This window comes from Nocardioides flavescens, assembly GCF_009823805.1.
Taxonomy (GTDB): domain Bacteria; phylum Actinomycetota; class Actinomycetes; order Propionibacteriales; family Nocardioidaceae; genus Nocardioides; species Nocardioides flavescens.
Genome location: NZ_WUEK01000002.1, coordinates 1 through 24,736, shown reverse-complemented (window position 1 = coordinate 24,736; position 24,736 = coordinate 1). Strand labels below are relative to the sequence as shown.

The following is a 24,736-nucleotide window of genomic DNA, read 5'->3' as shown; positions in this document are numbered from 1 at the left end:
GGGGGTGGTTCGGCGGCGTACGTCGGAAGGTGGCGCGGCGCCCCGGTGCCCCGCCTCAAACCGAATGTGCAGAGTTGCACGCTCGCCGGTGACTGCAGTCCTCGACTGTCGGTGTGGCGTGACCCCCGACGGGCCTCACCAGTCGAGCAGCGCCGCGCCGACGAGCAGGACGACCCACCAGACGACGAGGGCGACGACGGGCAGGACCACCGAGAGCCGGGGGCGCCGGGTGAACCAGCGGCAGGCGACGACGAGCAGGCCGGTCCAGAACGCCAGCAGCGCGGCGACCGCCCACCACGGGGCGAGGAGCACGCTGGCGGCGTAGAGGAAGAAGCAGCCGGCCATCCCGGCCATCGCGACGAACGGCCAGGGCGAGGCCCGCTCGCGCTCGACGATCGCCACGGGTCAGCCGCCGGTCACGAACCCGCGGAGGAGTCCCCTGCGCCGGAGCCTGACCCCGAGCCTGACCCGGAGCCCGCGTCGTCGTTCCACTTGGGGTCGTTGTCCCAGGCCTCGTTGCGCTCCTCGACCTTCTCGAGCGCCCGGGCGGCCTCCGCCTCGGTGTCGTAGGGGCCGAGCCGGTTGTTGGCCCGGCACCCCTCGGCCTCCTCGACCGTGTGGTGCTTGAGGCAGAAGTAGTACGTCATGTTCCCGAAACCTACCGGTAGCGCAGCCCACTAGGGTCGAGGTCGTGAACGCCATGTTCGAGGGCTACGGCTCACGGGGGCCGGCGTACGACGAGATGTTCGACGGCGCGCAGCTGCGCCCGCCGTACGCCCGGCTGCGCAGCTCGCTCGCCGACCTGACCACACCCGAGCTGGTCGCGCGCGTCGAGGCGCTGCAGGCGGGCTACCTCGACCAGGGCGTGACGTTCGACATCGGGGGCGAGGAGCGGGCGTTCCCGCTCGACATCCTCCCGCGGGTCATCGAGATGGACACGTTCTCGGTCATCGAGCGCGGGGTGCAGCAGCGGGTCGAGGCGCTCGAGCGGTTCCTCGCCGACGTCTACGACACCGGCCAGGTCTTCGAGGACGGCGTCGTGCCGCGGCGGGTCGTGACCACGTCGAGCCACTACCACCGCGCCGCGGCGGGCGTGCGTCCACCCAACGGCGTGCGCGTGCACGTCGCGGGCATCGACCTGGTGCGCGACGACGCGGGCGAGTTCCGGGTGCTCGAGGACAACGTGCGGGTGCCCTCGGGCGTGTCGTACGTCATGACCAACCGGCGCGCCATCTCCGCCGCGCTGCCCGAGACGATCGCCGAGCACCGCATCCGCCCGGTCGCGGGCTACCCGCAGCGGCTGCTGCAGGCGCTGCGCGCAGCCGCCCCCGCGGGCGTCACCGACCCGACCGTGGTGGTGCTGACCCCCGGGGTGTTCAACGGCGCCTACTTCGAGCACGCACTGCTGGCCCGCACGATGGGCGTCGAGCTCGTCGAGGGCCGCGACCTCGAGTGCCGCCGCGGCCGCGTCATGATGCGCACCACCAAGGGCCTCGAGCCGGTACACGTGATCTACCGCCGCATCGACGACGACTTCCTCGACCCCGTGCACTTCCGCGCCGACTCGGTGCTCGGCGTCCCCGGTCTCATCGACGCCGCCCGCGCCGGCAACGTCAGCCTGGCCAACGCCGTCGGCAACGGCGTCGCCGACGACAAGCTGCTCTACACCTACCTGCCCGACGTCATCCGCTACTACCTCGGCGAGGAGCCCGTGCTCCGCAACGTCGACACCTGGCGCATGGGTGACGCCGACGCCCGCGAGGAGGTGCTCGACCGGCTGGACGAGCTCGTCCTCAAGCCCGTCGACGGCTCGGGCGGCAAGGGCATCGTCATCGGACCCGCCGCCTCGCGCACCGAGCTCGACGAGCTGCGGCAGAAGGTCCTCGACGACCCGCGTGCCTGGATCGCGCAGCCGGTCGTGCAGCTGTCGACGGTGCCGACGTTCGTCGACGGCCGGCTCGGCCCGCGCCACGTCGACCTGCGCCCGTTCGCGGTGAACGACGGCTCGCGGGTCTGGGTGCTGCCCGGCGGGCTCACCCGGGTCGCCCTCGCCGAGGGCGAGCTGATCGTGAACTCCTCGCGCGGCGGCGGCTCGAAGGACACGTGGGTGCTCGCGGGTCCCACCCAGACCGAGCGTGAAGCGGTCGGCGGGGCCGATCCGGTCGACGTGACCGATCCGGTCGACGAGGTCGACGTGACCGATGTGGTCGACGTCCTCGACGAGATCGACGAGATCGACGTGGTCGACGACCCCGCGCCCGAATCGGCCCCGCCCCCACCCGCACCCCCGACGCCCCGACCGGGACCGGCCCCGGAGATGCCGGTCGGCCCGGCGCTCGGTGACCTGCGCGACCTGCACGCCCAGGCCGACCAGCAACAGCAGCAGGGACCTGAGCAGAGCGGGGGACGCACGTGCTGAGCCGGATCGCCGAGTCGATGTTCTGGATCGGTCGCTACGTCGAGCGCGCCGAGGACACCGCGCGCATCCTCGACGTGCAGACCCAGCTGATCCTCGAGGACGCCTCGCTCGACGAGGACGCCGCCTGCCGCGCCCTGCTGTCGATCATGGGCGCCGAGGAGGAGCCGACGACACGGGTCGACCTCGCGCTCGTGCACGACCGGCTCTGCTTCGACCCCACCTCGCCCACCTCCATCGCCTCCGCGCTCGCCGCGGCCCGCGAGAGCGCGCGACGGGCTCGCGAGACGCTGTCGGTGCCGATGTGGGAGGCCATCAACACGACGTACCGCGCCATCCCGAGCGGGCAGTTCCAGCAGCGCCGGGTGCCGGGGGTCTTCCAGTGGGTGCGCGGTCGTGCGGCCCTCATCAACGGCACCGCCGACGCCACGACCGTGCGCGACGAGGGCTGGCACTTCCTCATGCTGGGGCGCTGCGTCGAGCGCGCCGACATGACCTCGCGCCTGGTCGCGACGGCCGCCCAGGCCGGCAGCGGCGCCTCGCCGTGGACGCAGACCCTGCGCGCCTGCGGCGCCTACGAGGCCTTCCTCAGGACCTACCGCGGCCTCGAGACCGAGCGCGCGGCGGCGGAGTTCCTGCTGCTCGACCGGCTCTTCCCGCGCTCGGTGGTCTTCGCGCTCAACCGCGCCGAGCAGTGCCTGGAGAACCTCGAGTCCTCGGCCCGCGCGGGGTTCCAGAACGACGCGCAGCGGCTGCTCGGGCGGATGCGCGCCGAGCTGGAGTACCGCTCGCTCGCCGACCTCGTCGAGGACCTCCCGCAGGAGATGGAGCGGCTGCAGGTGGCGTGCGCGACCGCGACCGAGGCGGTGACCCGCCGCTACTTCGCGGGGGCCGAGGCGATGACGTGGCAGGGGATCCAGGGATGAGCATGCAGCTGCGGGTCGTGCACACGACCCGGTTCTCCTACGACGGCCCCGCCGTGGCGTCGTACAACCAGGCCCGGTTGACGCCGGTGACCACGCCGGAGCAGATCGTGGTGCACGCGCGCCTCGAGGTCTCGCCGAAGCCGTGGACCTACGACTACCGCGACTACTTCGGCAACCACGTGACGGCGTTCGAGGTCGTCGACCCGCACGAGACGATGACGGTGACCGCCACCTCGACGGTGCAGGTCAACCGCTCCCCCGCCGCCGCGCCGAGCGCGACCTGGGAGGAGCTCGCCGGTCGCGAGGTGGCGGACCGGTGGACGGAGTACCTCGTGCTCCCGCCCCGCGTCGCCCCGCCCGAGGACCTCAGCTCGCGCCTCGAGACGCTGCGCGCCGACGCGGCCACCCCGGGAGCGGCCGCGTCGGAGCTCTTCGACCTCCTCGGCCGCGAGGTCGAGCACCGTCCCGGCGCCACGCACGCGGGCTCGACGGCGGCCGAGTCGTGGGCCCAGCGCGCCGGGGTGTGCCAGGACACCGCCCACCTGGCCATCGGTGGTCTGCGCTCGCTCGGGGTCCCCGCCAGGTTCGTCACCGGGTGGCTGCACCCCTCACCCGAGCCCGTCGTCGGGGAGCCGGTCGGCGGCTCCCCGCACGCCTGGCTGGAGTGGTGGGACCACGGCTGGCGCTCCTACGACGTCACCCACGGCACCGAGCCCGACGACCGCTACGTCGTCGTGGCCACCGGCCGTGACCACGACGACGTCACCGCGATCAGCGGCATCTACTCCGGGTCCGAGGCCAGGGGTCTCGACGTCTCGGTCGAGGTCACCCGGGTGTCCTGAGGCGCCCGGGCCGCCCGGGCCGCTCGTCAGCGCGGCAGCACGGGCAGCGCGAGCCAGGCGTCCCAGGTCAGGTCGCGGCCGACGTAGCGCGGCCGGCTCAGCGGCCAGTCCTCGGCGACCCACTGGGGCACGAAGGCGTCGAGCTGCTGCTCGAGCGGGGTGCCAACGAGTGCGTCGACGACCCACCAGCTGATCTCGGCATCGGCGCCGACGCGCTCGGGCGGGTCAATGTAGACGCAGCCGAGCAGGGCGGTCTCCGCCTCATCGAAGAGGGCGTAGTTGAACGACTCGTGGGCCTCGATCTCGGCCTCGTGGCGCGCGAGGTCGACGCGGTCCTCCTCGTGGGTCATGTCGGCCGGCGGCCAGCCCCACGCGACGCCGTACGTCGCCCACAGGCGCTCGCGACTGCCCATGACGGCGGGCATGTCGAGGTCGACGTCGGTGGCGCGGATGGGGCGCAGGTGGTGGTGCTCGCCCAGCGGCACCCGGAGCGGGTGCGCCCAGTCGGCGGGCAGCCAGCGGGAGGTGGTGGTGTCCATGGCTCCAGCCTCGTCCCTCGTCCTTGCGGCCCGCCTGCGGTCGCCTTGTCGTCGCTGGGCGCGACTCCCTCAGACCGCCGTGCGCGCCAGCACCAGGTCGACCGCGTCGGCCACGCTCATCGCCCGTCCGCGCGCCAGGGCGGCGGCGTACGCCGCGTCGCCGAGCTCGGAGCGGGCGTGTTCGAGCGCCGCGGTGAGCTCGGCGGAGTCGACCTTGTAGTAGCCGTAGACGACGCCGCTGACGCCCTCGCGCACCCGGGCGGCCGCGCCGCGCAGCGTGGCGACCCGCTCGTGCGCGCCGTCGCGGGACTCGACCAGCGCGAGCGCGTCGAGGAAGTAGGCGAGGTTGGCCAGGTCGCTGGTGTCGAGGCTGAGCCGCACGCCCTCCTCGAGCCGGTCGCGAGCCGTGGCCGCGTCGTCGCGGGCCAGGGCGACCTGCGCCGCGGTGAAGTGGGCCATGTAGGTCGCGAGCGAGTCGTGGCGCCCGTGGGCGGCGGCCAGCGCCCGGTCGACGCAGCGCTGAGCGGCCTCCAGGTCGCCCTGCAGCAGCCGGACGGTGCCCAGCCAGGTGTGGGCCAACGTCCACATCCAGGCCCCGGCGAGGTCGATCTCCTCGCACAGCGCGATGGTGGCCTCGAGCCCCTCGACCGCCCGGTCCAGGTCACCCTCACCGAGGGCGACGAGTCCGATGCCGGCGAGGTTGTGCGAGCGGCCGACGCCGTCGCCGATGCGTTCGCCGAGCCCGTCGCCCTCCTCCCACCCCTCGCGGGCGGTGGCCAGCTCGCCCTGGGCGAAGGCCATGGCGGCGTGCACGGCCAGCATGTAGACGCGCACGTGGTCGTCGACGTCCTCGGCCAGCACCGCAGAGGTGAGGCGCCTGCCTTCGACGAGCGCGCCGCGCAGCCACCAGAACAGCCACAGGTCCCAGGCCAGCCAGCCCGCGAGGTCGGCGTCGCCGTCGGCCAGGCCCGTCTCGATGGCCGTCACCAGGTTGGCGTGCTCGCGCTCGGCGACGGCGAGGGAGTCGAAGGTGCCCGGACCGCGGTAGGCCGGCTCCAGCTCGGCGGCCAGGGCGCGGAAGTGCTCGCGGTGCGCGGCGCGGGCCGCGAGCCGCTCCTCGCCCTCGAGCCACAGGGCGGCGTACTGCGAGACGGGCTCGAGCATGCGGAAGCGCGAGACCGTCGGGTTGTCGAGGTCGGTGACGACCAGCGAGTGCTCGACCAGCGACTCGAGGGTGGCCAGCACGCCCGGACCGCCGCCGACGGCCTCGGCGGCCTCGAGGGTGAAGCCGCCGCTGCAGACCGAGAGCCGGTGCAGCAGCCGTTGGGCCTCGTCGTCGAGCAGGTCGTGGCTCCAGTCGAGCGCGGCCCGCATGGTGCGCTGGCGCAGCGGCAGGTCCCGCGCGCCACCGCCGGCCACGACGTCGTCGAGGCGCGCCAGCATCGTGGTCGGGGGCATCAGGCGCACCCGCGCCGCGGCGAGCTCGATGGCGAGCGGCAGCCCGGCCAGCCGCCGGCAGATCGCGCCGACGGCGGCGAGGTTGTCGGGATCGAGGCCGGCCAGGTCGAACTCCGGCGCCACCGACCGGGCCCGGTCGACGAAGAGGGCGACGGCGGCCGACTCGGCGAGCGCGTCGGGGTCGGCCTCCTCCGGCTCGGGCAGCGGCAGCGGCTGGACCTGGTACTGCACCTCGCCGCGCACGCGCAGCACCGTGCGGCTCGTGACGAGCACGGTCAGGTCGGGGCAGGAGGCGATGAGCCGGCTGAGCGACGTGGCGGCGGGGAGCAGGTGCTCGAGGTTGTCGAGCACCAGCAGCACCCGGCGCGAGCGCAGGTGCTCGGCGACCGCGGCCGCGGGGTCCACGACCTCGCCGCCGGTGATGCCCAGCGCTCGGGCCACCTCCGGGAGGACCAGGTCGGGGTCGGTGAGCGGCGCCAACGACACGGCGACCACGCCGTCGGCGTACGCGCCGACGCTGGCCTCGGAGATCGCCGCGGCCAGCCGCGTCTTGCCGACCCCACCGGTGCCGGTGAGCGTCACCAGCCGCTGGGTCGAGCCCTCGAGCAGCGAGCGGACGTAGGCGATCTCGCGGTCGCGCCCCAGCAGCCGGCTCGTGGGGACGACGAAGTCCGAGCGCAGGCCGCCCTGGCCCGCGGGCGCCGACTCCACCGGCGGCTCGGTGGGTGCGCCGGGGGGCGCGGCCGACGTCGCGGGGGCGAGCAGCGTCTGGTCCTGCTCGAGGATGCGCTGGCGCAGCTCCTGCAGCTGCGGTCCGGGGTCGAGCCCGAGCTCGTCGGAGAGCTGCTCGCGCACGTCGTCGTAGGCCGCCAGCGCGTCGGACTGACGACCACCGCGGTAGAGCGCGAGCATGAGGTGGCCGCGCAGCGACTCGCGCAGGGGGTGTTCGGCGACGAGGGCGGGCAGTTCCTCGAGCACCTCGTCGTGGCGGCCCAGCATCAGGTCGACCTCGGCGGCCAGCTCGACGGCGGCGATGCGCTGGCCCTCGAGCCGGGCGGCCTCGGCCTCGGCGAACGGCTGCGCGATGTCGGCGTACGCCGGTCCGCGCCACAGCGCGAGCCCCTCACGCACCACGCGCCGCGCGGTCTCGAGGTCGCCACGGGTGCGGGCGTCGCGGGCCTGCGCGAGGCTGTCGAGGAACATCGTGGCGTCGACGCCGTCGACGGGCACGTCGATGCGGTAGCCGGGCGGCACGGTGCTCAGCTCGACCCCGGTGCGGCCCTCGCGCAGGCGCCCGCGCAGGCGCGAGATGATCGCGTGCAGGTTGGTCGTGGTGCCCCCGCGGGTGACGTCGCCCCAGACCCGGTCGAGCAGCGAGTCGGTCGACACGACGCGGCCCGCGTCGACCACGAGCGCGGCGAGCACCTCGCGGTGGCGCGGCGACCCGACGTCGACCGCCCCCGCGGCTGCCTCCCCGTGGACCTCGAGCGGCCCGAGCACCCTGATCATCGCGGCCACTCTAGACAGGGCGACCCGTCGGGCGCGCCCCCCTTCCGCGCGGACGTGGCGCCGGTCCCGGACGGTCGCGGAGGGTGTCCCACCGGTGTCCCGGCCGATGTCCCGAGGGTGTCCCGGACCGTGTCCCGATTCGTGTCCCGAGGCTGACGACACGAGTGGTTTCGAGACAGGACTTCGTCCTTCCTCAACCACCGTGCGGCTGGTTGAGGAGGTCGTGCAACGACCGTCTCGAAACCACCTACGTAGCGCGTGAGGTCCCGCCGCTGCGCGGCACGTCGGGACCGACCCGGTCGAGCAGCCAGGCCATCACCTGGGCGTCGTCGGGGTTGAGGGCATCGCTGATGACGTGAGGCACGACGCGGCTGAAGTAGTCGGTGACCATCGAGTCGGACTCGCGCACGATCATCCCGGCCGCCTCGTCGTCGACGACCCACGAGCCGAGCACGACGTGGTTGCCGTCGAAGACCGGCAGCGGGGCGTAGGCCTGGTAGACCCACCCCTCGGCGCCGTACGGACCGGGCCGGGCGAGGTCCTCGGAGCCGTCGGCGAGGTGGATGCGGACGTTGTCGCCCTCGCGACCGAACAGCGGTTTGGCGACCCACTGCTCGAGGTCGCGCGGCTCGTCGAAGTGGGCCGGGAGCAGCAGCCGGTGGCCGGGGTTGCGCTGCCACAGCACCGGCAGCAGCGCCTTGGTCGAGAGCAGCGCCTTCCAGGCGGGCTCGAACCACCGCACCGGGCGCACCTCGTGGCCCTCGACCAGGTGGCGGCCGAACTCCTCGCCGAGCATGTCCTCCCAGGGGTAGAGCTTGAACGCCGTCGTGATCGGCTGGTCGTGGGCGTCGCGGAACTCGCGCGCGTCGGGGTTCCACCCGACCTCCGAGATCGGGTGCGCCATCGCGACCAGCCCGGCCTGCACGGCGGTGTCGACGAGGTAGTGCACCGTCATCTCGGCCTCGCCGTCGTCGGTCGCCCCGCCGGCCGGCGCGTCGTACAGCAGGTGGACGCGGCTCTCGGGGATCGCGCCGGTGTTGCGCAGCCGCCGCCAGGCGTTGACGAGGCGGTCGTGCACGCTGTTCCACTGGTCGAGGTCGGGCATGACGTCCTCGAGCCAGCGCCACTGCGCGACGCCGGTCTCGACGAGGCCGGTCGGGGTGTCGCCGTTGAGCTCCAGCATCTTCACCGAGCCGTCGGCGCCGTAGACGAGGTCGAAGCGGGCGTAGAGCATCGGGTCGCGGCGCGCGAGCGAGCGGCGTACGACGTCCAGAGAGCCGGGCGGCAGACCGAGGCGGGCGTCGTCGATGCCGGAGCCGGGCGAGGCCATCCAGCCGGCGGCGTCGACGCACATCGCCCACAGCTCCTCGGTGGCGGCCTCGAGCGACTCGACCTCCTCGAGCGACAGCTCGTACCACGCCGACTCGTTCCAGTACGGCACGCTCCTGCCGTCCGGCAGCGCGGTGACCGGGAAGATCAGCCCCTGCTCGGTGACCGTGCGCTGCCAGTCCTCACGCGGACGGATCCGGTGGCGCCACATCAGGCGATGCTGGCGCAGACGATCGCCGCGACCGACAGCGAGGTCGCCGCCGCGACGTGGGCCAGCGGGCGGACGGGACCGGGCTCGGTGACGATGCGCCGCAGGTCGCCGGGGGTGATCGCGTCGATCGCGAAGAGCATGACGGCGTTGAGCGCGATGCCCAGGACGCCGAAGGCCACCGTCCACCCGAGCGCCCAGCCGAAGGTGGTCGCGCCGTTGGTCCAGATCGCGGTGAACAGCACGAGGGCGTTGGAGACCAGCCAGGCGCTGGTCACGACCGCCGCGGAGCGCGACTGGGCGTGCACCGACTCCTGGCCGCGCTCGTCCACGCCGAGGAGGTGGCTGCCGAGGTGGCCGGGCGTGACGAGGTCCAGCACGTAGTAGGAGACGAGGAGCAGGACCCCGGCCACGACGGCGTAGACGACGGCGTGGACGAGGGCGTCGAGGAGGTCGGTCACGGCGCTGGTTCTCCTGGGTCGGGCTGGGGTGGGTCGGGCTGGGTCGGGCTGGGTCGGGTCTGTGCGGGTCAGGACGAGCTGCGGCCCGAGCCGCCGAAGCCGCCCTTGGAGGTCGCGGACTTCACGGTGGTGCCGCCCTCGCGGGGCAGGCCCCCGCGCTGGACGGTGCCGGACAGGCCCGAGCTGCGGAACGTCCCGCCCGAGACCGGCGACCCGACCGAGGGGATGGCGCGGCTCGCGGCGAGGTAGTACCAGAAGAAGCCCGACGAGGTGCCGTCGTACTCTCGGTCGTCGTCGCACTGGTCGTCGTCGACCCGCTGCTCGGTGGCGGGGTCGACGCAGACGGCGGCGTAGTCGGCCGACGTCGCGCAGCCGGTGAGCCCCGCGGCCATCAGCGCGGTGACGCCGAGCGTCACGGCGTGCGAGCGCATCCGACGGGCGGGCGTGGTCGTCACGCGGGGCTCCCTGAGGGTCGGCGGGCGGACCCCCGCACGCTAGCGCGAGACGGCGTCGCGCTCGGCACCGCCGGGGGTGGGCTCCGCAGGCAGCTCCCGGTCGGTGTCCGCGACCTGGCTGACCTTGGCGGTGAGCCGCGACAGCGGCCAGGTGGTCATCGCCTTCGTGACCACCCGGCTCGCGACCACGGCGGCCCGGGTGCGCGGGTAGGCCAGCTTGAGCACCGCCTGGGGGAAGTCCTGCACGTCGTCGACCAGCGGGCGCATCCACGCGTCGTACGCCGCCAGCGCGGCGCCGGGGTCACCGGGCGCGCTGGGAGCGCTGGTGTCGGTCGCGAGGCACGAGGCGAGGACGTAGCCGCCGGTGAGCGCGAGCGACGACCCGCCGCCGCCCATCGGCGTGACGCACCACGCGGCGTCCCCGGCCAGCACGACCCGCCCGCGCGACCAGGTCGTCATCCGGGTCTGGGCGAGGTCGTCGACGTAGACGTCGTCGGAGGTCGCGAAGCCCTCGAGCACGCGGGGCGCTTCCCAGCCGACCCCGTCGTAGCGCTCCCGCAGCAGGGCCAGCTGCTCGTCGCGGCCGAGCTCGACGACCCGACGACCACCACGCCCGGCGCGCTCGTCGGGTCCGTCGAGGAAGGACAGGATCGCGCGGGTGGTGCCGTAGGGGTCGGGGCGCAGGTGGACCTGGCGGCCCTCGGTCGTGGTGCACCAGCGCCACCGGTGGTCGTCGTCCGGCGTGCGGGCGATGGTGCCGAAGGCCATGGTGATGCCCAGCTCGCGCAGCTCGACCTCGTCGCCGAAGACGAGGTCGCGGGTCGTGGACCGCACGCCCTCGGCCACCACGAGCAGGTCGGCAATGAGGGTCTCCCCCGAGGCCAGGGTCACGCCGACCCCGCCGTCACCGGGCCGGGTGCCCGAGTCGACCGAGGCGATCGTGGCGTCGTACCTCACCTCGACGGTGTCGGGCAGCGCGTCCAGCACCACCCGCGCCAGGTCGCCGCGCAGGATCTCGAGCTCGGCGGTGGGCCCGTCGGGGCCCTCGGACGGAAGCTCGGCGACCTCGCCGCCCTCGTCGTCGACGATGACGGTGCCGGTCTCGGTCGTGTTGCGCTCACGGATCGCCTCGAGCAGACCCATCCGGTCCACCACCTCGCGGGCGACGCCGCGCACGTCGACGTTCTGACCGCCGTCGCGGAACGCCGGCGCGCGCTCGAGCACGGTCACCGACCACCCCGCGCGCTCGAGCCAGAAGGCGGTGGACAGGCCTGCGACGCTCGCGCCGGAGACGAGGGCGTGGGGTCGGGTCATCGGGTCCTGCTTCCTCTAGGGTGGTGGCTCAACAGTGAAGTTGCTTCACAGTGAAGGTACCCACCCGTGACCGAGACCCACCCCGCTCCCGTCCTCGACCCGCTCGAGACCCCGTGGTCGCCCGACCAGGTCGCCGTCATGCACGCGCTGCGCGACTGGGTCCAGGCCCACGACGAGCTCGTACGCCGTCAGGCGGCGTGGATGGACCTGCCCGTCACCGACGTCGCCGCGCTGGGTCAGGTCGTCTGGGCCGCGGAGGCCGGGTCGCCGCTCTCCCCCACCGAGCTCGCGCGCCTGCACGGCTTCACCAGCGGCGCGACGACCGCACTGGTCAACCGGCTCGAGGCCGCCGGCCACGTGGAGCGCACGCGCGAGAGCAGCGACCGACGGCGGGTCACCCTGCGCCCGACCCCCGCCGCCCGCGAGCGGACCCGGGAGTTCCTCAGTGCCGTCGGCACCGACATCGCGACCCTGCTGGCCTCGACCCCGCCCGACGAGCTGCGCACCGTGACGTCGTTCCTGCAGCGGCTGACGGCGGCGTCGCACGCGGGCGGGGCCTGAGCTGCCTCAGGGGGTGGGCATGCCCCCGTCGACGTGCAGGGTCTCGCCGACGACGTACGACGACTCGCCGCTGGCGAGGAAGACGTAGGCCGGCGCCAGCTCCGCCGGCTGACCCCAGCGGCCGAGGTAGGTCTGCTCGCCGGCCGACGGCAGCGCCTCCGGGGGCTGGCCACCCGCGGGCTGGAGCGGCGTCCAGATCGGTCCGGGCGCCACGGCGTTGACCCTGATCCCCTTCGGCGCCAGCTGGGCCGCGAGGCCCTTGGCCAGGTTGTTGACCGTCGCCTTCGTGGCGGCGTAGTGGACGAGGTGGGGCGAGGGCGCGTAGGCCTGGATCGACGTGCTGTTGATGATGGTCGAGCCGGGCGGCAGGTGCGGGACCGCGGCCTTGGTGAGCCAGAACGTCGCGTAGACGTTGGTCTTGAACGTCTGGTCGAACTCCTCGTCGCTGATGTCCGTGACGTCGTCGACGTGCTGCTGCTTGCCGGCGTTGTTGACCAGGATGTCGAGACCGCCGAGCTCCGCCACCGCCCGGTCGACCAGCTGCTTGGCGAACTCAGGGTCGGAGAGGTCCCCGGCCACGCCCACCCCGGTCCGGCCGGCATCGCGGACGAGTCCGAGGATCCGCTCGGCGTCCTCCTCCTCCTCGGGGAGGTAGGAGATGACGACGTCGGCGCCCTCGCGGGCGAAGGCGATCGCGACCGCCGCACCGATCCCCGAGTCGCCCCCGGTGACCAGCGCCTTGCGGTCGCGCAGGCGGCCGCTGCCGCGGTAGGAGTCCTCGCCGTGGTCGGCGGGGACGTTCTGCGCCATCTCCGCGTCGGTGCCGGGGCCGGGGAGGTACTGCTCGTCGGGCACGCGGTCGGCGTACATCGTCGACGGGTCGCGCATCGTGTACTGGTCGGGTCCTGCAGGTGGGGTCTCCATGGCGCACCTGTGTCCCCGCCGACGGCGTCCATGCGGCGAGGGCGGAGTGATCTTCGCGGCGGCAGGGATCGGCCTGGGATCGGCCGGGGATCGGCCGGGGATCGGCCGGGTGGTGCGGACGGGCTGACCTGTAAGCCGGGTTCTGTCCCCGGTCCCCTCACGGTCGCCGGGGGGCGACCATCCATCTACGGGTGCCGTTGCCGACACCCTCCAGCGGTCTACCCGCGTGCTCGGGCGGGCCGCCCTCGGACGCACGCGCATCCGGGGCCCGAAGGCTCCGGACTTCTTGACCTTGCTCCTGGTGGGGTTTGCCGAGCCGACCCGGTCACCCGGGCCGCTGGTGGTCTCTTGCACCACCGTTTCACCCTGACCGCCCGCCCCGACGAGTCGGGACGGGAGGCGGTCTGTTCTCTGTGGCACTGTCCCGCGGGTCACCCCGGGTGGGTGTTGCCCACCACCGTGCCCTGTGGAGCCCGGACTTTCCTCGGCGCCGCACCCGGTCTCCCGAGTGCTGCGACGCGGTCGCCCGGTCAGCCCATCCGCGGGGCCAGCCTAGGGCACGCGCCTGATGGCGTACGTCGTCAGGACGGGTGCACCCGCGGGCCTAACGGCGGAGGGAAGCCCACGTCCGCAGTGCCCTGTCGGCCCCACCGGTCCGAGCGACCCTCGTCCTCGCCGGACAGGAAGCCGTAGACCTGCGCTCCCACCCGCACCCACGCCGGCCGGTCGAGGCAGTCGCGCGGGATTGTGTAGGTGACCGTGTCGGCGACGGGGTCGCGTTCGCGAGCCAGACCGTCGCAGCCGGTGTCGAGGAGGAGGAGCCCGATGCCCTCGCAGTCGTCTCCAGGATCCGACTGCGGGAGCGTCGGGACCTCGAACAGGCCGGGGTCCTTGCCCAGACCAGGGACCACGCTGACGCTGTAGACACCACCCGGAGTGCGGAGGTAGACCTCGTAGCTCGTGTCGCGATCGCGACGGGAGACCGCACGCATCGACAACGTGACGACGATGTCCGCGGACGTGTGGTCGACCGAGAGCCGCAGCAGATCACGACGGGCGTCACTACGGACCCGGCGCGGCGGTGGCCCGCAGTCGCCCTCCGCGGCGGGTGGGGACGTGTCGTAGCCGATCACGTCGGCGCGGCGGTCGCGCGAGGACCAGGTGTCGGCGTGGGCCGGCGCCGCCAACGCCAGCAGGGACAGGACGAGGACGGGGGCAACGAGGCGCACGTGCGCGATCGTAGGGCTCGAGAGTGCTTGCCACTCCGGAAAGCGATAGGTATGGTTTCCGTCATGGAAACCGATCGCGATGCCCGAGAGCTGCTCCGCGAGGCCGACCGCGCCGAGGCGGCGCCGTGGGTCGACTTCCCGCCGACGCCGGGGTGGTACCCACCGGCCGTCGGCGCCTGGGGCGCCGCGATGGTCCTGGCGCTGGGCCTGCTCGACGGCCCGGTCGGTGCCGTCGTCGTGGTCGCCCTGGCCCTCGTCGAGGTCGCCTTCATCCGCTGGTACCGCCACTACCGCGGCACGATGCCGACCGGCGCGGTGCCCCGGGAGATGCGCCCCGCGATGCTCGCGTTCATGGCCGCTGTCCTGGTGATCGTCGTCGGCGCCGGCGCCCTCACCATGACCGGTCACGCCTGGCTCGCCGCGGCGCTCGTGCTCGTCGTCGGCACCGCTGTCGTGTGGTGGTACGAGCGCGCCTACGCCGCCGGTGCCGCGCGGGTGCGGGCCCGACTCGGGTGATCGGCGCGTGAGCGACGAGACGACCACCCGGGCCCCCGGCTGGGCCGAGCTCGACCCCGCCCTGACCGCGCCCAAGCGGCTCGCGGCGGTCGCACTGCTCAGCCGGGCCGGCAACGCCGACTTCGCCTTCGTGCGAGAGCACCTGCAGGTCAGCGACTCCGACCTGTCCAAGCAGATGACCGCGCTGCAGCAGGCGGGCTACGTCGACACGACGAAGACCGGCCGCGGCCGCGGCGCCACCACGACGTTCAAGCTCACCCGCGCCGGGCGCGCGGCGTACCGCCGGCACCGCGAGGTGCTGCAGTCGCTGCTCGGCGAGTGAGCCGGGGCGCGCCGCGGTCCGGGTGGCGGTGAACTGTGAACCTCGCCGCCGGGGGCGGCGGTGCGCGGGCAACCACCCGGCGGCCCCGGAAGGTTGCTGACGCACCTCCACCCCGGGCGCCAGGTTCAGCACTCACCGCCCACGAGGGGGCAACGCCCTACTTGCTCGCCTCGGCGTACGACGTCACGACGGACACGCTGAGCGGGAAGTCGAGCGGGGCGTCGCCGAAGAGCAGGCGACCGGCGGCCGCAGCGGCGGCGCGCACCTCGCGCTCGACGTCCTCAGCCAGCGCCGCGGGGGTGTGCACGACGACCTCGTCGTGGAGGAAGGCGACGAGGTGCGGGCGCTCGGTCAGCGCGGCGCCCGGCGTCGAGGGGAGCGCCCAGAGCCGGTTGCGCAGGTCGGCGATCCAGCACAGGGCCCACTCGGCCCCGGTCCCCTGCACCACGAAGTTGCGGGTGAAGCGGCCGTAGGCGCGCCGCAGCCGGTCCTGGCGGGCCAGCGAGGCGTCGTCGGCAGGTGGCGCGTCGAGGTCGCCGGCCCACAGCTCGCCCGACTCCTCCCCGATCGGCGGCGAGCCGCGGCCGAGCAGCGTGCGCACGGGCTGCCCGCGCTCGCCGGCCCGGGCCGCCTCCTCCACCAGGCCGAACGCCCGCGGGTAGCGCCGGGTCAGGTCGGCCACGAGACGCCCGCTCTCGCCGCTGGTGGCGCCGTACATCGCACCGAGGAGGCCGAGCTTGGCGTCGCTGCGGGTCTCGACCGCGCCGGTGTCGGCCATGGCCTGGTAGAGGTCGCCGCCGCGGGCGGCGCGGGCCAGCGCGGTGTCGCCGCTCATCCCCGCCAGCACGCGCGGCTCGAGCTGCGCCACGTCGGCCACGACGAGTCGCCACCCGTCGTCGGCGACCGCGGCGGGGCGGACCATGGCGGGCAGCGACAGGGCGCCGCCGCCGTCCGAGGCCCACCGCCCCGTGCTCGAGCCGCCGGGCTGGTAGCCGGCCCGGAACCGGCCGTCGCGCACCCACGCGTCGAGCCACTCCCACCCGTTGGTCGCGAGCAGGTGCGCCAGCTGCTTGTAGGCGATGAGGGGCTCGACGACCGGGTGGTCGAGCCGGCGCAGGGTCCACGCGCGCACGTCGGGCACGTCGAGCCCCTGACGCCGCAGGGCCGCCATCAGCTCGGGGCGGGAGTCGGGGTTGAGCCCCGGCGCCGCGAGGAGCTCGCCCACCTCGGCGGCGAGCGCGGCCAGCCGGGCCGGACGCGTCCCGCGCGGCGGCCGGGGTCCGAGGCGCTCGGCCAGGAGCTGCTCGTGGACGTCGACGCGCCACGGCATCCCGGCCCACCGCAGCTCGGCGGCGACCAGCGCCCCGGACGACTCCGCGGCCAGGAGCAGGGCGAGCCGGCCCGCCTCGGCCGATGCCGCGACCGCGCGCTGCTGCCGCTCGTCCTCGGCGTCGGCGGCCAGGTGCTCGGCGCGGTCGTCGGCGACGAAGAGCGCCGGTTCGGAGGCGGACGCCGGGCCGAGCCGGTCCCAGCGCGCGGCGTCCTCCCCCGCCAGGAGCGTCTGGTCCACGGCCGGCGCCCGCCGCAGGACCCGTCGGCACAGGCGCAGGTCGTGGCAGCGCGCCACCCGCACGCCGGCGTCGAGGAGCAGCGCGTGCCAGCGCGCCGTGTCGTCCCAGACCCAGCGGGGCCGGACCGGCCCGCCCTCGTGGTCAGCGACGTACGCCGCCAGCTCGGCCAGGTCGAGCGCGAACGGCTCGGACCCGTCGTCGCGCGAGACGGCGACCCGCTCCGCCGGCAGCCGGCTGAGGCGGACGCGCAGCTCGCTCACAGCACGCCGGTGTGGTCCAGCACGATCCGCACGCCGATGAGGATGAGCACGACGCCACCGGCGACCTCGGCCGGGGTGCGGAACCGTGCCCCGGCCCGGTGCCCGACGTACACCCCGACGAGGGTCAGCACGAACGTCGTGACCCCGATGACCGCGACGGCCGAGAGGATGTCGACGTCGAGGAAGGCCAGGCTGAGCCCGACCGCCAGCGCGTCCAGGCTCGTGGCCAGGGCCAGCAGGAGCAGCTCACCGAGCGGGATGCCCGTGTCGCGCTGCTCGTCGTCGGTGTCGGGGTGCAGCGCCTCCCAGATCATCCGGCCGCCGATCAGCACCAGCAGCCCGAAGGCCACCCAGTGGTCGATGCCGCTGATCGCGCCGCGGAAGCCGGTGCCGGCCAACCACCCGAGCAGCGGCATGACGGCCTGGAACACGCCGAACGCCACGGCCAGCGCGAGCGCGTCGCGCCCCCGCAGCCGGCGCAGCTGGAGTCCCTTCGCGAGAGCGACCGCGAACGCGTCAGCCGAGACGCCGAGGGCGATCACGACCAGGGTCAGACCGGACACGTGGCTCCTCTCGGCCCGGGCACCGAGCGCGGGCGAGCCATCGTCCCGCACCGGCGCGTCGAGCGACGACCCGCCCCGTGCCGCGGCCGTCGGCGCCTCGTGGTTCAGTGCGGGACGTGCCCGACTCCTGTCCGCCCACCCTCCGACCCCGCTCGCCCGGTCGGGGCGCTCGCTGATGGCGCTGGTCGACCCGGCGGCCGGCATCGTCGTCACCGCCGCCCCCGGCACCGCGAGCACGGCGCTGCGCGAGGCCCTGCTGGCCCGCCCCGGCGTCCGCGAGGTGCCGCCGGTCAGCGCGGTGCGGGTCGAGGGCGTCGACGCGAAGCACGCCACGGTGCGCGAGCTCGTCGCGGTCGGGCTCCTGCCCGCCGACCACGGGCTTCGGATCGTCACCACGACGCGCAACCCGTTCGACTTCTACGTCGCGGAGTACGAGCGCAGCCGCACCCGGTGGGTCCACGACCTGCGCGACCCGGGATCGTGGGTGCACGCCACGCCCGGCGCGGTCGACGGCATCGTCGACGCGCTCACGCTCGACTTCGGCGACTGGCTGCGCAAGGCGGTCGGCGAGGTCGACGGTCGTCCGCGCACGCGCCGCGTCAACGCCGGGCACGTCGACGAGGCCGACGTGGTGCTCCGCATGGAGCGACTGAGCGAGGACCTCCGCGACCTCCTCGGCCTCGATCTCGACGTGCCGCCGACCAACGTGACCGCGCGCGGCCGCGCGTACTGGCAGGCCTACGACGTCGGCAGCCGCCGCCTGGTCGAGGCGGCGCACGCCGACGACCTGGCCCGGTTCGACTACCGGCTCTGACCCGAGACCCCTCGGGGCTGGCCCGAACGGGTCGTTGCAAACGGTTGCAGAACGGCCCGGTCGGGCCCTGTCCGGTGCCGGCCGCGCCGCCTACCGTTGAGCCTCGGCGCCCCTCGGGTGACCAGGGATCACCCGCCCGGCCCCGTGCGGGAGGTGACCTGACGACACCTCGATGCGACGACGGTCCTCCCGCCCGCTGCGGGCGGGAGGACCACCCTGATCTGTGCCCCCACCCGGATCAGGGCCGTCGCGCGAGCGTCAGCGTCTCGCCGCGCTCGACCGGGCGCACCACGCTCGGCAGTCCGGCCCGCGCGGCGGCCTCGAGGAACGCCGAGCGCGGCGAGCGGAAGACCCGGTAGTCGTCGAAGTGGACCGGCACGACGCTGCCCGGGCGCACCCGGTCCAGGAGGTCCACCCCCTGCGTCGCGTCCATGGTCACGGTGTGGAACAGCACCCGGGTGCCGCCGAGGTGGACGACGGCGACGTCGAGATCCGGGTGCCGCTCGGCGATCAGGTCGACGTGGTCGCCGGTGAGGGTGTCGCCCGTGACGTAGACCCGCAGCCGGACCTCGCCGCCGACACGGTGCTCGAGGAGCGAGCCCATGACCGGCGGCAGCAGCGCACGCATGGCGCCGCGGGCGTGGAACGCCGGGAGCGCCTCGATGCTCAGCGTCTCGTCGCCGCGGGTCAGCGTCTCGGTCTCCCAGGTGCGCAGTCCGCGGGTCTCGAAGCCCCACCGCGACAGCCGCCGCGCCGCCGCGGGCGTGGTGACGACCGGTTGGTCGCGGGCGAGGTCCCGGCGGGCGATCCGGTCGAAGTGGTCGCCGTGCAGGTGCGAGAGCACGATCGCGTCGAGGGGCGGCAGGTCCGCGGCCTGCAGGGCCGGCTCGGTGAGCCGCCGGCTCCACAGCCCCTTGCCGAGGTAGGCCCGCTGGCCGCGGTGCAGGAAGTTCGGGTCGGTGAGCAGGGTGAACGACCCGAGCCGCAGCAGTGTCATCGCCGTACCACCGAAGGTCAGCGTGTGCTCACCCCGGTCGCCGGTCACGCCCCGTGCCCCCGACGTCCGTCGCCACTGACCGCCCGCTTGTAACGCGGCGTCAGGGCCTCTTCCACCGCGTTCGAACGCGATGGAAGAGGCCCGGACCCCGCGTTACAAGAGGCAGGGCGCGCGTCAGGGCGGGCGGCAAGGCGGGCGGTGGAAAGCAGGAGCACGGCCCTCAGGTGCCCCTGGTGCGCCGAGCCACCTCCACCCCGCGGGGTGCGGCGGGGTCCAGCGGCTCAGGCTCAGGCCCCGCCCCGTCTGCGCTCTGCGCGGGCACCGCCTCGCCCTCCAGCTGCAACGCGGAGTTGGTGACGGTGCCGACCCGTTGCAACGGGTCGGGAGAGTCGCCAACTCCGCGTTACAAGCGGAGCGGCGGGGGCGGGCGGCTCAGCGCTCGACGGAGCGCCGGGTCCAGACCCGTCCGGTCGAGGTGACGGTGGTGCCGCTGGAGCCGACGAGCAGCAGGCAGCCCATGTCGACGGAGTCGGCGTCGAGCTCGGACAGGGTCGTGACCTCGAGCGACTCGGCGGGGCGGCCGACGTGGCGACCGATCACGACGACCCGGTCGGCGGGCAGCACCTCGAGCAGCAGCTTCTGCGCCTCGACGAGCTGGTCGCGGCGGCTGCGCGAGGCGGGGTTGTAGACCGCGAGCACGAGATCGGCCTCGGCGACGGCCCGCAGCCGCCGCTCGATGACCGGCCAGGGCTTCAGCCGGTCGCTGAGGCTCATCACCGCGAAGTCGCCGCCGATCGCGGCACCGGCCTTCGCGGCGACTGCCTGCACCGCGCTCACCCCGGGCAGCACGCGCACGTCGACCTCGGGGAACTCCTCAGCCACCTCGAAGACCGCCGCAGCCATGCCGAAGACTCCGGCGTCGCCGCCCGAGACCACCGCGACCCGCTCGCCGCGCCGGGCGAGGTCGAGGGCGAGGCGGGCGCGGTCGACCTCGACGGTGTTGCCGGAGGAGTGACGCTGCAGGCCGGGGCGCTGCGGCACGCGGTCGACGTACGGCGCGTAGCCGACCACGTGGTCGACCTGCGCCAGCGCCTCGCTCGCCTCGGGGGTCAGCCAGGCGTCGGGGCCGGGCCCGAGGCCGACGACGAGCAGCTCGGCCGCCGGGGCCGGAGCGGGCAGGGAGGTGAGCGCCCGCGGCGCGGTGTCGCCGGGCACGACGATGAGCGAGAAGTAGGGCACGGAGTCGGGGTCGACGTCGGCGACGGGCAGCTGTCGGCCGTCGTCCATCGATGCCCGCTCGACGTAGACCGCCCCGTCGAGCCGTCCGGCCGCCTCGAGCGCGCGGCGCACAGCCGGGAAGGTGCGGCCGAGCTTCATGATCACCGCGCCCTGGGTGTCGGCGAGGCGCCGGGCCAGCTCGGGCTCCGGCAAGGTGCCCGGCAGCACCGTCAGCACGTCGGTGTGGCGCACGAGCGGGGTCTGCGCGAGCGCGGTCGCGGCGGCGTACGCCGGCACGCCGGGCACGACCTCGGTCTCGTGACGAGCGGAGAGCCGGTCGTGCATCACCATCGGCGAGCCGTAGAAGAGCGGGTCGCCCTCGGCGAGCAGCACCACGTGGCGCCCGGCGTCGAGGTGGGCGCCGAGCCGCTCCGCGCACTCGGCGTAGAAGTCGTCCATCGCGCCGGCGTAGCCGCCCGGGTGGTCGGTCGCGCCGGTCGTGACGGGGTAGCGCAGCTCCTCCTCGACGGTGCCGGGTCGCACCAGGTCGCCGGCGATGCGGCGGGCGTGGGAGCTCTTGCGGACCCCGGCGTGGAAGGCCACGACGTCGGCCTCGCCGATGAGGCGGGCCGCCTTGAGCGTGACGAGCTCGGGGTCGCCGGGGCCGAGCCCGACGATCGAGAGCCGACCCATCACTCGACCTCGGTGGCGAGGGCGTTGACGGCCGACGAGGCCATCGCCGAGCCGCCGCGGCGACCGCGCACGGTCACGAAGGGCACGTCGATCCCGGTCGCGGCGGCGAAGGAGGCGAGCGCCTCCTTGGACTCCGCCGCGCCGATGAACCCGACCGGGCAGCCGATGATCGCCGCGGGGCGGGGCGCGCCGTCGGCGAGCATCTCGAGCAGGTGGAACAACGCGGTCGGGGCGTTGCCGATGGCGACGAGGGCGCCCTCGAGGTGGGGCTCCCACAGCGAGACCGCGGCGGCGGAGCGGGTCGTGCCCCAGTCGCGGGCGAGGTCGGGCACCCGCGGGTCGGTGAGGAAGCAGAGCACCTCGTTGCGGGCGGGCAGCCGGCCTGCGGTGACGCCCATCGCCACCATCCGGGCGTCGCACAGGATCGGCGCGCCCAGGGCCAGCGCCGTGCGACCAGCCGAGCCGAGCCCGGGGTGCACCACGAGGTCCTCGGTGAGGTCGACCTGGCCGCTGCCGTGGATCATCCGCACGGCGACCTTCTCGGCGTCGGCGGGCACGCCCGACAGGTCGGCTTCGGCGCGGATCGTCGCGAAGGAGTCGGCGTAGATCGCCGGGCCGGTGTGCACGTAGTCGTAGCGCGCCGTGGGCGGGGCGAGCACGGGTGCCGGCGGGGGGAGCTCGAGCTGGGTCATCGCGGGGCCTCCGGGAGCGGGAGCGGGATCTGGACGCCGTGCCAGGGCGTGACGACGAGCTCGTCGTCGGGGTGGACGCGGTCGGTCAGCCGGGCGACCAGGGGCGCGTCGAGCACCCCGCCGGGGGCCTCGACGTGGTGGTCGTCGTACGGCGCGGGGTCGGCGTGCACGTGGGTCCGCGGGTCGCGGGTCACGCGCGCCGCGAGCCGGGAGCGGAGCTCGGCGGGCAGCTCGTCGACGTGCCACGGCGCGCCGGGACCGGTGCCGCGCAGCACCTGGAACCGCGCCGCCAGCGACGCGAGCCGCGTGGCGGCGTCCGCCAGGGCGACGGTCTCGCCCCACCCGTCCGCCCCGACGCGCAGCTGCGCGGTGACCTCGTCGAGGGCGACCAGACCGAGGTCGAGCGGACGGTCGAGCAGGTCGCCGCGGCCGGAGTCGAGCACCCACAGGAACCTCCCCGGCAGCCCGGCCAGCGCGGGGTCCGCGCACACCAGTACGTCGAGGCGCGCGGCCACGGGGGCGAGATCGGCACGTGCCCCCGGGCCGGGCGGGGAGACCATCACGTTGCGCACCAGCTCGTGGCTGCGTGTCGGCAGCAGGCCGGTCGCCTCGATCGCGGCGACCACCTCGTCGGGCAGGACGCCGTCGTGGTGCGCCAGCCCGCGCAGCTGCAGGTTGGCCCGGGCGGTGAGGTGCACTCCCCCGTCGCCGTACGCCGTCGCGACCCGGCTCAGCGCGGCCAGCTGCCCGGCCCTCACCCGGCCGCCGACGAGGCGCAGCCGGACCAGCGCGCCGTCGTCGGCGCGCCACGGCCGCAGCACGCCGGGGCACAGGTCGCGCCGGTGGCGCGAGGTGCCGGGGGAACGGCTGGGAGCCTCGAGCATGGGTGTCCCTGGGAGGTCTCGGACTCGGCGCGTCGTCCTCTCGACCTCGCGGCGGTCGCCGTGAGGGCCAGCAGGTCTTCGGACTCGGGATCCACCGGGTCGGAGCGCCTTCCCAGGTCCGCGGACCCAGTGGCTGCCGGTCGCCCGGCGTGCCCCGCCCGTCACCCACACCGCTGCGCGTCAGTCCCGGACTCTCACCGGGTTCCCATGTGTGACTGGCGGCTGCAGGCTATCAATCCTGCGGCGGTTGGGAAGCCCCCCGCTCGGAGCCACGCGGGCGCCCCGCCGAGTAGAGCCACGACTCCCCCGCGGCCCGCTGCCCGTCGCCCTCGCGCGCCAGCGCCCAGCCGACCAGCACCACCGCGGCCTGCCTCAGCCCGGCTGCCTCGACCCGGTCGGCGATGTCGCCGACGGTGCCGCGCAGCACGAGCTCGTCGGGCTGTGAGGCGCGGTGCACGACGACGACGGGGCACGCGGCGCCGTACGCCGGCTCGACCTCGGCCATCAGCTCGCGGGTGCGGGTGATGCCGAGGTGGAGCGCCAGGGTCGCCCGCGTGGCCGCGAACGCCGCCAGCGACTCCGTCTCGGGCATCTCGCTCGAGCGCGCCTGCGGCCGGGTGATCACGACCGACTGCGCGACGAGCGGCACGGTGAGCTCGCGCCCGACCAGCGCGGCGGCCGCGGCGTACGACGGCACGCCGGGGGTGACGTCCCACGCGACGCCGGCGGCGTCGAGGCGCCGGGTCTGCTCGGCGAGCGCGGAGTAGACCGACGGGTCGCCGCTGGTGAGCCGCACGACCTCCCGCCCCGCGCCCGACGCCTCGACCATCAGGGCGACCATCGCGTCGAGGTCGAGGCCCTGGGTGTCGACGGTCTCGGCGTCGGCGCGGCAGTGCGCGAGCACCTCGTCGTCGAGGTAGGTGCCCGGGAACAGCACCAGGTCGGCGGCGCCGAGCAGGGCCGCCGCGCGGAGCGTCAGCAGGTCGGCGGCCCCGGGGCCGGCACCGACGAAGTGGACGGTCACGGCTTCACCCACGCCCACTGCACGACCGCGCGGGCCGGCGTCCAGCCCGTGAAGGCGCCGATGGGCGCGGCCGTCTCCACCGCGTGCCGGGTGAGCTCGCCGCCGAGGGCGGCGTGCAGGTCGATCACGAGGCGCTCGGTCTCGAGCGTCACCGCGTGCACCACGAGCCGCCCGCCCGGGGCGAGCCGGTCGCGGCAGGTCTCCAGCAGCCCGGGGGCGGTCGCACCCCCGCCCACGAAGACCGCGTCGGGCGCCTCGAGCCCGGCGAGCGCCTCGGGCGCCGAGCCCTCGACGATGCGCAGCTCGGGCACCCCGAGGCGGGTCGCGTTGCGGGCGATCCGCGCGGCCCGCTCCGGGTCGCGCTCGACGGCGACCGCCCGGCACGACGGGTGTGCCCGGCTCCACTCGATGCCGACCGAGCCGGCACCGGCGCCGACGTCCCACAGCAGGGCGCCGGGGTGCGGGGCCAGCCGGGCGAGCGCCGCGGCGCGCAGGTCGCGCTTGGTGAGCTGGCCGTCGTGCTCGAAGGCGTCGTCCGCGAGCCCGGTCGCCCAGCTCGAGACGGCGGAGCCGCGCAGCTCGAGGGCGAGCACGTGCAGGCGCGACGCCGCCGGACCGCCGTCCGCGGCGCTGGCCGCGGCGTGCGTCTCGTGGTCGGTGCCGAGGTCGCTGAGCGCCGTCATCGTCGTGGCGCCGTAGCCCGCCTCGGCGAGCAGCACCGCCACCTGCGCGGGTGTCGTCTCGTCGGGCGAGAGCAGCAGCACGCGGTGGCCGGGGGCGAGGTGGCGGGGCAGGTGGCGCGGGTCGCGCAGCACGGTCGGGTCGGTCCACCCCATCCGGGCCCGGGCGAGCGTGACCGAGGAGACCGCGGGGACGACGGTGACCGCCTCGGCGCCGTACCGCTCGATCAGCGTCGTCGCGACCCCGGAGACGAGCGGGTCGCCCGTCGCCAGCACGACCGCCTCGGGGTGCTCGTCGAGCACCTCGACCGAGAACGGCGTCGGCCACGCG

25 protein-coding genes, 1 other RNA gene, 1 pseudogene and 1 riboswitch are annotated in these 24,736 nt (G+C 74.8%); of the genes and pseudogenes, 7 read left to right on the top strand and 20 right to left on the bottom strand.

Annotated features, from left to right (window positions below; all coding sequences use genetic code 11):
- Positions 1 to 135: 135 nt before the first annotated feature.
- Together GRQ65_RS02850 and GRQ65_RS02845 are read right to left on the bottom strand one after the other, a co-directional pair.
- On the bottom strand, positions 136 to 402 hold the full coding sequence (locus GRQ65_RS02850) for a hypothetical protein (RefSeq protein ID WP_160875017.1): 267 nt from the start codon (positions 400 to 402) through the stop codon (positions 136 to 138).
- 14 nt (positions 403 to 416) lie between these two features.
- The gene (locus tag GRQ65_RS02845; RefSeq protein ID WP_160875015.1) at positions 417 to 647 is read right to left on the bottom strand and encodes a hypothetical protein; all 231 of its coding nucleotides are present in this window, start codon (positions 645 to 647) and stop codon (positions 417 to 419) included.
- A 53-nt stretch (positions 648 to 700) separates the two neighbouring features.
- Here GRQ65_RS02845 and GRQ65_RS02840 point away from each other — a divergent pair, with 53 nt between their 5' ends.
- Genes GRQ65_RS02840 through GRQ65_RS02830 form a run of 3 tightly spaced genes read left to right on the top strand, consistent with a single transcriptional unit; the run spans position 701 to position 4,184 of the window.
- Positions 701 to 2,419: a circularly permuted type 2 ATP-grasp protein gene (locus tag GRQ65_RS02840; protein ID WP_237447667.1), complete on the top strand. Its 1,719-nt coding sequence runs from the start codon at positions 701 to 703 to the stop codon at positions 2,417 to 2,419.
- Positions 2,413 to 3,342, top strand: coding sequence for an alpha-E domain-containing protein (locus GRQ65_RS02835; RefSeq protein WP_160875013.1), 930 nt, complete (start codon positions 2,413 to 2,415; stop codon positions 3,340 to 3,342). The genes GRQ65_RS02840 and GRQ65_RS02835 overlap by 7 nt, the downstream gene beginning before the upstream one ends.
- Entirely contained in the window at positions 3,339 to 4,184 is an 846-nt protein-coding gene (locus GRQ65_RS02830) for a transglutaminase family protein (protein WP_160875011.1), read from the top strand. Before GRQ65_RS02835 ends, GRQ65_RS02830 begins: the two co-directional genes overlap by 4 nt.
- 26 nt (positions 4,185 to 4,210) lie before the next feature.
- Here GRQ65_RS02830 and GRQ65_RS02825 read toward each other — a convergent pair whose 3' ends face one another.
- The 6 genes from GRQ65_RS02825 to GRQ65_RS02800 form a co-directional block, all read right to left on the bottom strand.
- Positions 4,211 to 4,723 (bottom strand): GNAT family N-acetyltransferase, encoded by a 513-nt coding sequence (locus GRQ65_RS02825; RefSeq protein WP_160875009.1) that lies wholly within the window; start codon positions 4,721 to 4,723, stop codon positions 4,211 to 4,213.
- 69 nt (positions 4,724 to 4,792) lie between these two features.
- Complete coding sequence (locus GRQ65_RS02820) at positions 4,793 to 7,690, bottom strand: BTAD domain-containing putative transcriptional regulator (RefSeq protein WP_160875007.1); 2,898 nt, start codon at positions 7,688 to 7,690, stop codon at positions 4,793 to 4,795.
- Between the two features lie 247 nt (positions 7,691 to 7,937).
- Entirely contained in the window at positions 7,938 to 9,230 is a 1,293-nt protein-coding gene (locus GRQ65_RS02815; RefSeq protein ID WP_160875005.1) for a glutathionylspermidine synthase family protein, read from the bottom strand.
- Positions 9,230 to 9,688: a DUF350 domain-containing protein gene (locus tag GRQ65_RS02810; RefSeq protein WP_160875003.1), complete on the bottom strand. Its 459-nt coding sequence runs from the start codon at positions 9,686 to 9,688 to the stop codon at positions 9,230 to 9,232. The genes GRQ65_RS02815 and GRQ65_RS02810 overlap by 1 nt, the downstream gene beginning before the upstream one ends.
- A 68-nt stretch (positions 9,689 to 9,756) precedes the next feature.
- Complete coding sequence (locus GRQ65_RS02805) at positions 9,757 to 10,143, bottom strand: hypothetical protein (RefSeq protein WP_337191439.1); 387 nt, start codon at positions 10,141 to 10,143, stop codon at positions 9,757 to 9,759.
- A gap of 39 nt (positions 10,144 to 10,182) precedes the next feature.
- Complete coding sequence (locus GRQ65_RS02800; RefSeq protein ID WP_160875001.1) at positions 10,183 to 11,457, bottom strand: FAD-dependent monooxygenase; 1,275 nt, start codon at positions 11,455 to 11,457, stop codon at positions 10,183 to 10,185.
- A gap of 66 nt (positions 11,458 to 11,523) precedes the next feature.
- Between GRQ65_RS02800 and GRQ65_RS02795 the strand changes: the two genes are divergently transcribed.
- Complete coding sequence (locus GRQ65_RS02795) at positions 11,524 to 12,018, top strand: MarR family transcriptional regulator (RefSeq protein ID WP_202387265.1); 495 nt, start codon at positions 11,524 to 11,526, stop codon at positions 12,016 to 12,018.
- A 6-nt stretch (positions 12,019 to 12,024) separates the two neighbouring features.
- Here GRQ65_RS02795 and GRQ65_RS02790 read toward each other — a convergent pair whose 3' ends face one another.
- The 3 genes from GRQ65_RS02790 to GRQ65_RS02780 form a co-directional block, all read right to left on the bottom strand.
- The gene (locus GRQ65_RS02790) at positions 12,025 to 12,942 is read right to left on the bottom strand and encodes a glucose 1-dehydrogenase (RefSeq protein ID WP_160874999.1); all 918 of its coding nucleotides are present in this window, start codon (positions 12,940 to 12,942) and stop codon (positions 12,025 to 12,027) included.
- A 115-nt stretch (positions 12,943 to 13,057) separates the two neighbouring features.
- Positions 13,058 to 13,480: RNase P RNA component class A (rnpB, locus tag GRQ65_RS02785), an RNA gene on the bottom strand.
- 43 nt (positions 13,481 to 13,523) lie between these two features.
- Positions 13,524 to 14,171 (bottom strand): hypothetical protein, encoded by a 648-nt coding sequence (locus GRQ65_RS02780; protein ID WP_160874997.1) that lies wholly within the window; start codon positions 14,169 to 14,171, stop codon positions 13,524 to 13,526.
- Between the two features lie 63 nt (positions 14,172 to 14,234).
- Between GRQ65_RS02780 and GRQ65_RS02775 the strand changes: the two genes are divergently transcribed.
- A complete protein-coding gene (locus GRQ65_RS02775) occupies positions 14,235 to 14,687 on the top strand; it encodes a hypothetical protein (protein ID WP_160874995.1) in 453 nt (150 codons plus the stop codon).
- Positions 14,688 to 14,694: 7 nt separating this feature from the next.
- Positions 14,695 to 15,009, top strand: a complete 315-nt coding sequence (locus tag GRQ65_RS02770) for a transcriptional regulator (protein ID WP_160874993.1) — start codon at positions 14,695 to 14,697, stop codon at positions 15,007 to 15,009.
- A gap of 157 nt (positions 15,010 to 15,166) precedes the next feature.
- On the opposite strand, the gene GRQ65_RS02765 is transcribed toward GRQ65_RS02770, so the two are convergent.
- A complete protein-coding gene (locus tag GRQ65_RS02765) occupies positions 15,167 to 16,840 on the bottom strand; it encodes a bifunctional 3'-5' exonuclease/DNA polymerase (protein WP_160874991.1) in 1,674 nt (557 codons plus the stop codon).
- A complete protein-coding gene (locus GRQ65_RS02760) occupies positions 16,837 to 17,403 on the bottom strand; it encodes a manganese efflux pump (protein ID WP_160874989.1) in 567 nt (188 codons plus the stop codon). Before GRQ65_RS02760 ends, GRQ65_RS02765 begins: the two co-directional genes overlap by 4 nt.
- 175 nt (positions 17,404 to 17,578) lie before the next feature.
- On the opposite strand from GRQ65_RS02760, the gene GRQ65_RS02755 reads away from it, so the two are divergent.
- Positions 17,579 to 18,217 carry a PH domain-containing protein gene (locus GRQ65_RS02755; protein WP_160874987.1) on the top strand — a complete coding sequence of 213 codons (639 nt, stop codon included), beginning with the start codon at positions 17,579 to 17,581 and terminating at the stop codon, positions 18,215 to 18,217.
- 238 nt (positions 18,218 to 18,455) lie between these two features.
- Here the strand turns inward: GRQ65_RS02755 and GRQ65_RS02750 are convergent, their stop codons facing one another.
- From GRQ65_RS02750 to GRQ65_RS24300, 7 genes and pseudogenes are all read right to left on the bottom strand, one after another.
- Positions 18,456 to 19,262 (bottom strand): MBL fold metallo-hydrolase, encoded by an 807-nt coding sequence (locus tag GRQ65_RS02750; protein WP_160874986.1) that lies wholly within the window; start codon positions 19,260 to 19,262, stop codon positions 18,456 to 18,458.
- Positions 19,263 to 19,646: 384 nt separating this feature from the next.
- Positions 19,647 to 21,125: a precorrin-3B C(17)-methyltransferase gene (gene cobJ, locus GRQ65_RS02745; protein WP_160874984.1), complete on the bottom strand. Its 1,479-nt coding sequence runs from the start codon at positions 21,123 to 21,125 to the stop codon at positions 19,647 to 19,649.
- Complete coding sequence (locus GRQ65_RS02740) at positions 21,125 to 21,817, bottom strand: precorrin-8X methylmutase (protein WP_160874982.1); 693 nt, start codon at positions 21,815 to 21,817, stop codon at positions 21,125 to 21,127. Before GRQ65_RS02740 ends, cobJ begins: the two co-directional genes overlap by 1 nt.
- A complete protein-coding gene (locus tag GRQ65_RS02735) occupies positions 21,814 to 22,701 on the bottom strand; it encodes a ferredoxin-like domain-containing protein (RefSeq protein ID WP_160874980.1) in 888 nt (295 codons plus the stop codon). Before GRQ65_RS02735 ends, GRQ65_RS02740 begins: the two co-directional genes overlap by 4 nt.
- A gap of 52 nt (positions 22,702 to 22,753) precedes the next feature.
- Positions 22,754 to 22,936: riboswitch (cobalamin riboswitch) on the bottom strand.
- Entirely contained in the window at positions 22,934 to 23,725 is a 792-nt protein-coding gene (locus GRQ65_RS02730) for a cobalt-precorrin-4/precorrin-4 C(11)-methyltransferase (RefSeq protein WP_337191438.1), read from the bottom strand. It overlaps the preceding riboswitch by 3 nt.
- Positions 23,722 to 24,303, bottom strand: a complete 582-nt coding sequence (cbiT, locus tag GRQ65_RS24305; RefSeq protein ID WP_439331843.1) for a precorrin-6Y C5,15-methyltransferase (decarboxylating) subunit CbiT — start codon at positions 24,301 to 24,303, stop codon at positions 23,722 to 23,724. The genes GRQ65_RS02730 and cbiT overlap by 4 nt, the downstream gene beginning before the upstream one ends.
- Before the next feature lie 114 nt (positions 24,304 to 24,417).
- Positions 24,418 to 24,681: pseudogene (locus GRQ65_RS24300) on the bottom strand (SAM-dependent methyltransferase); the annotation flags it as partial.
- Between the last annotated feature and the right edge of the window lie 55 nt (positions 24,682 to 24,736).

Bases quoted from the DNA above. Each gene is read 5' to 3' on its own strand.
- GRQ65_RS02845 (WP_160875015.1), bottom strand. From the start codon at position 647: ATGACGTACTACTTCTGCCTCAAGCACCACACGGTCGAGGAGGCCGAG.
- GRQ65_RS02830 (WP_160875011.1), top strand. From the start codon at position 3,339: ATGAGCATGCAGCTGCGGGTCGTGCACACGACCCGGTTCTCCTACGAC.
- GRQ65_RS02775 (WP_160874995.1), top strand. From the start codon at position 14,235: ATGGAAACCGATCGCGATGCCCGAGAGCTGCTCCGCGAGGCCGACCGC.
- GRQ65_RS02825 (WP_160875009.1), bottom strand. From the start codon at position 4,723: ATGGACACCACCACCTCCCGCTGGCTGCCCGCCGACTGGGCGCACCCG.
- GRQ65_RS02820 (WP_160875007.1), bottom strand. From the start codon at position 7,690: ATGATCAGGGTGCTCGGGCCGCTCGAGGTCCACGGGGAGGCAGCCGCG.
- cobJ (WP_160874984.1), bottom strand. From the start codon at position 21,125: ATGGGTCGGCTCTCGATCGTCGGGCTCGGCCCCGGCGACCCCGAGCTC.
- GRQ65_RS02800 (WP_160875001.1), bottom strand. From the start codon at position 11,457: ATGACCCGACCCCACGCCCTCGTCTCCGGCGCGAGCGTCGCAGGCCTG.
- GRQ65_RS02815 (WP_160875005.1), bottom strand. From the start codon at position 9,230: ATGTGGCGCCACCGGATCCGTCCGCGTGAGGACTGGCAGCGCACGGTC.
- GRQ65_RS02755 (WP_160874987.1), top strand. From the start codon at position 17,579: ATGGCGCTGGTCGACCCGGCGGCCGGCATCGTCGTCACCGCCGCCCCC.
- GRQ65_RS02735 (WP_160874980.1), bottom strand. From the start codon at position 22,701: ATGCTCGAGGCTCCCAGCCGTTCCCCCGGCACCTCGCGCCACCGGCGC.
- GRQ65_RS02790 (WP_160874999.1), bottom strand. From the start codon at position 12,942: ATGGAGACCCCACCTGCAGGACCCGACCAGTACACGATGCGCGACCCG.
- GRQ65_RS02740 (WP_160874982.1), bottom strand. From the start codon at position 21,817: ATGACCCAGCTCGAGCTCCCCCCGCCGGCACCCGTGCTCGCCCCGCCC.
- GRQ65_RS02840 (WP_237447667.1), top strand. From the start codon at position 701: ATGTTCGAGGGCTACGGCTCACGGGGGCCGGCGTACGACGAGATGTTC.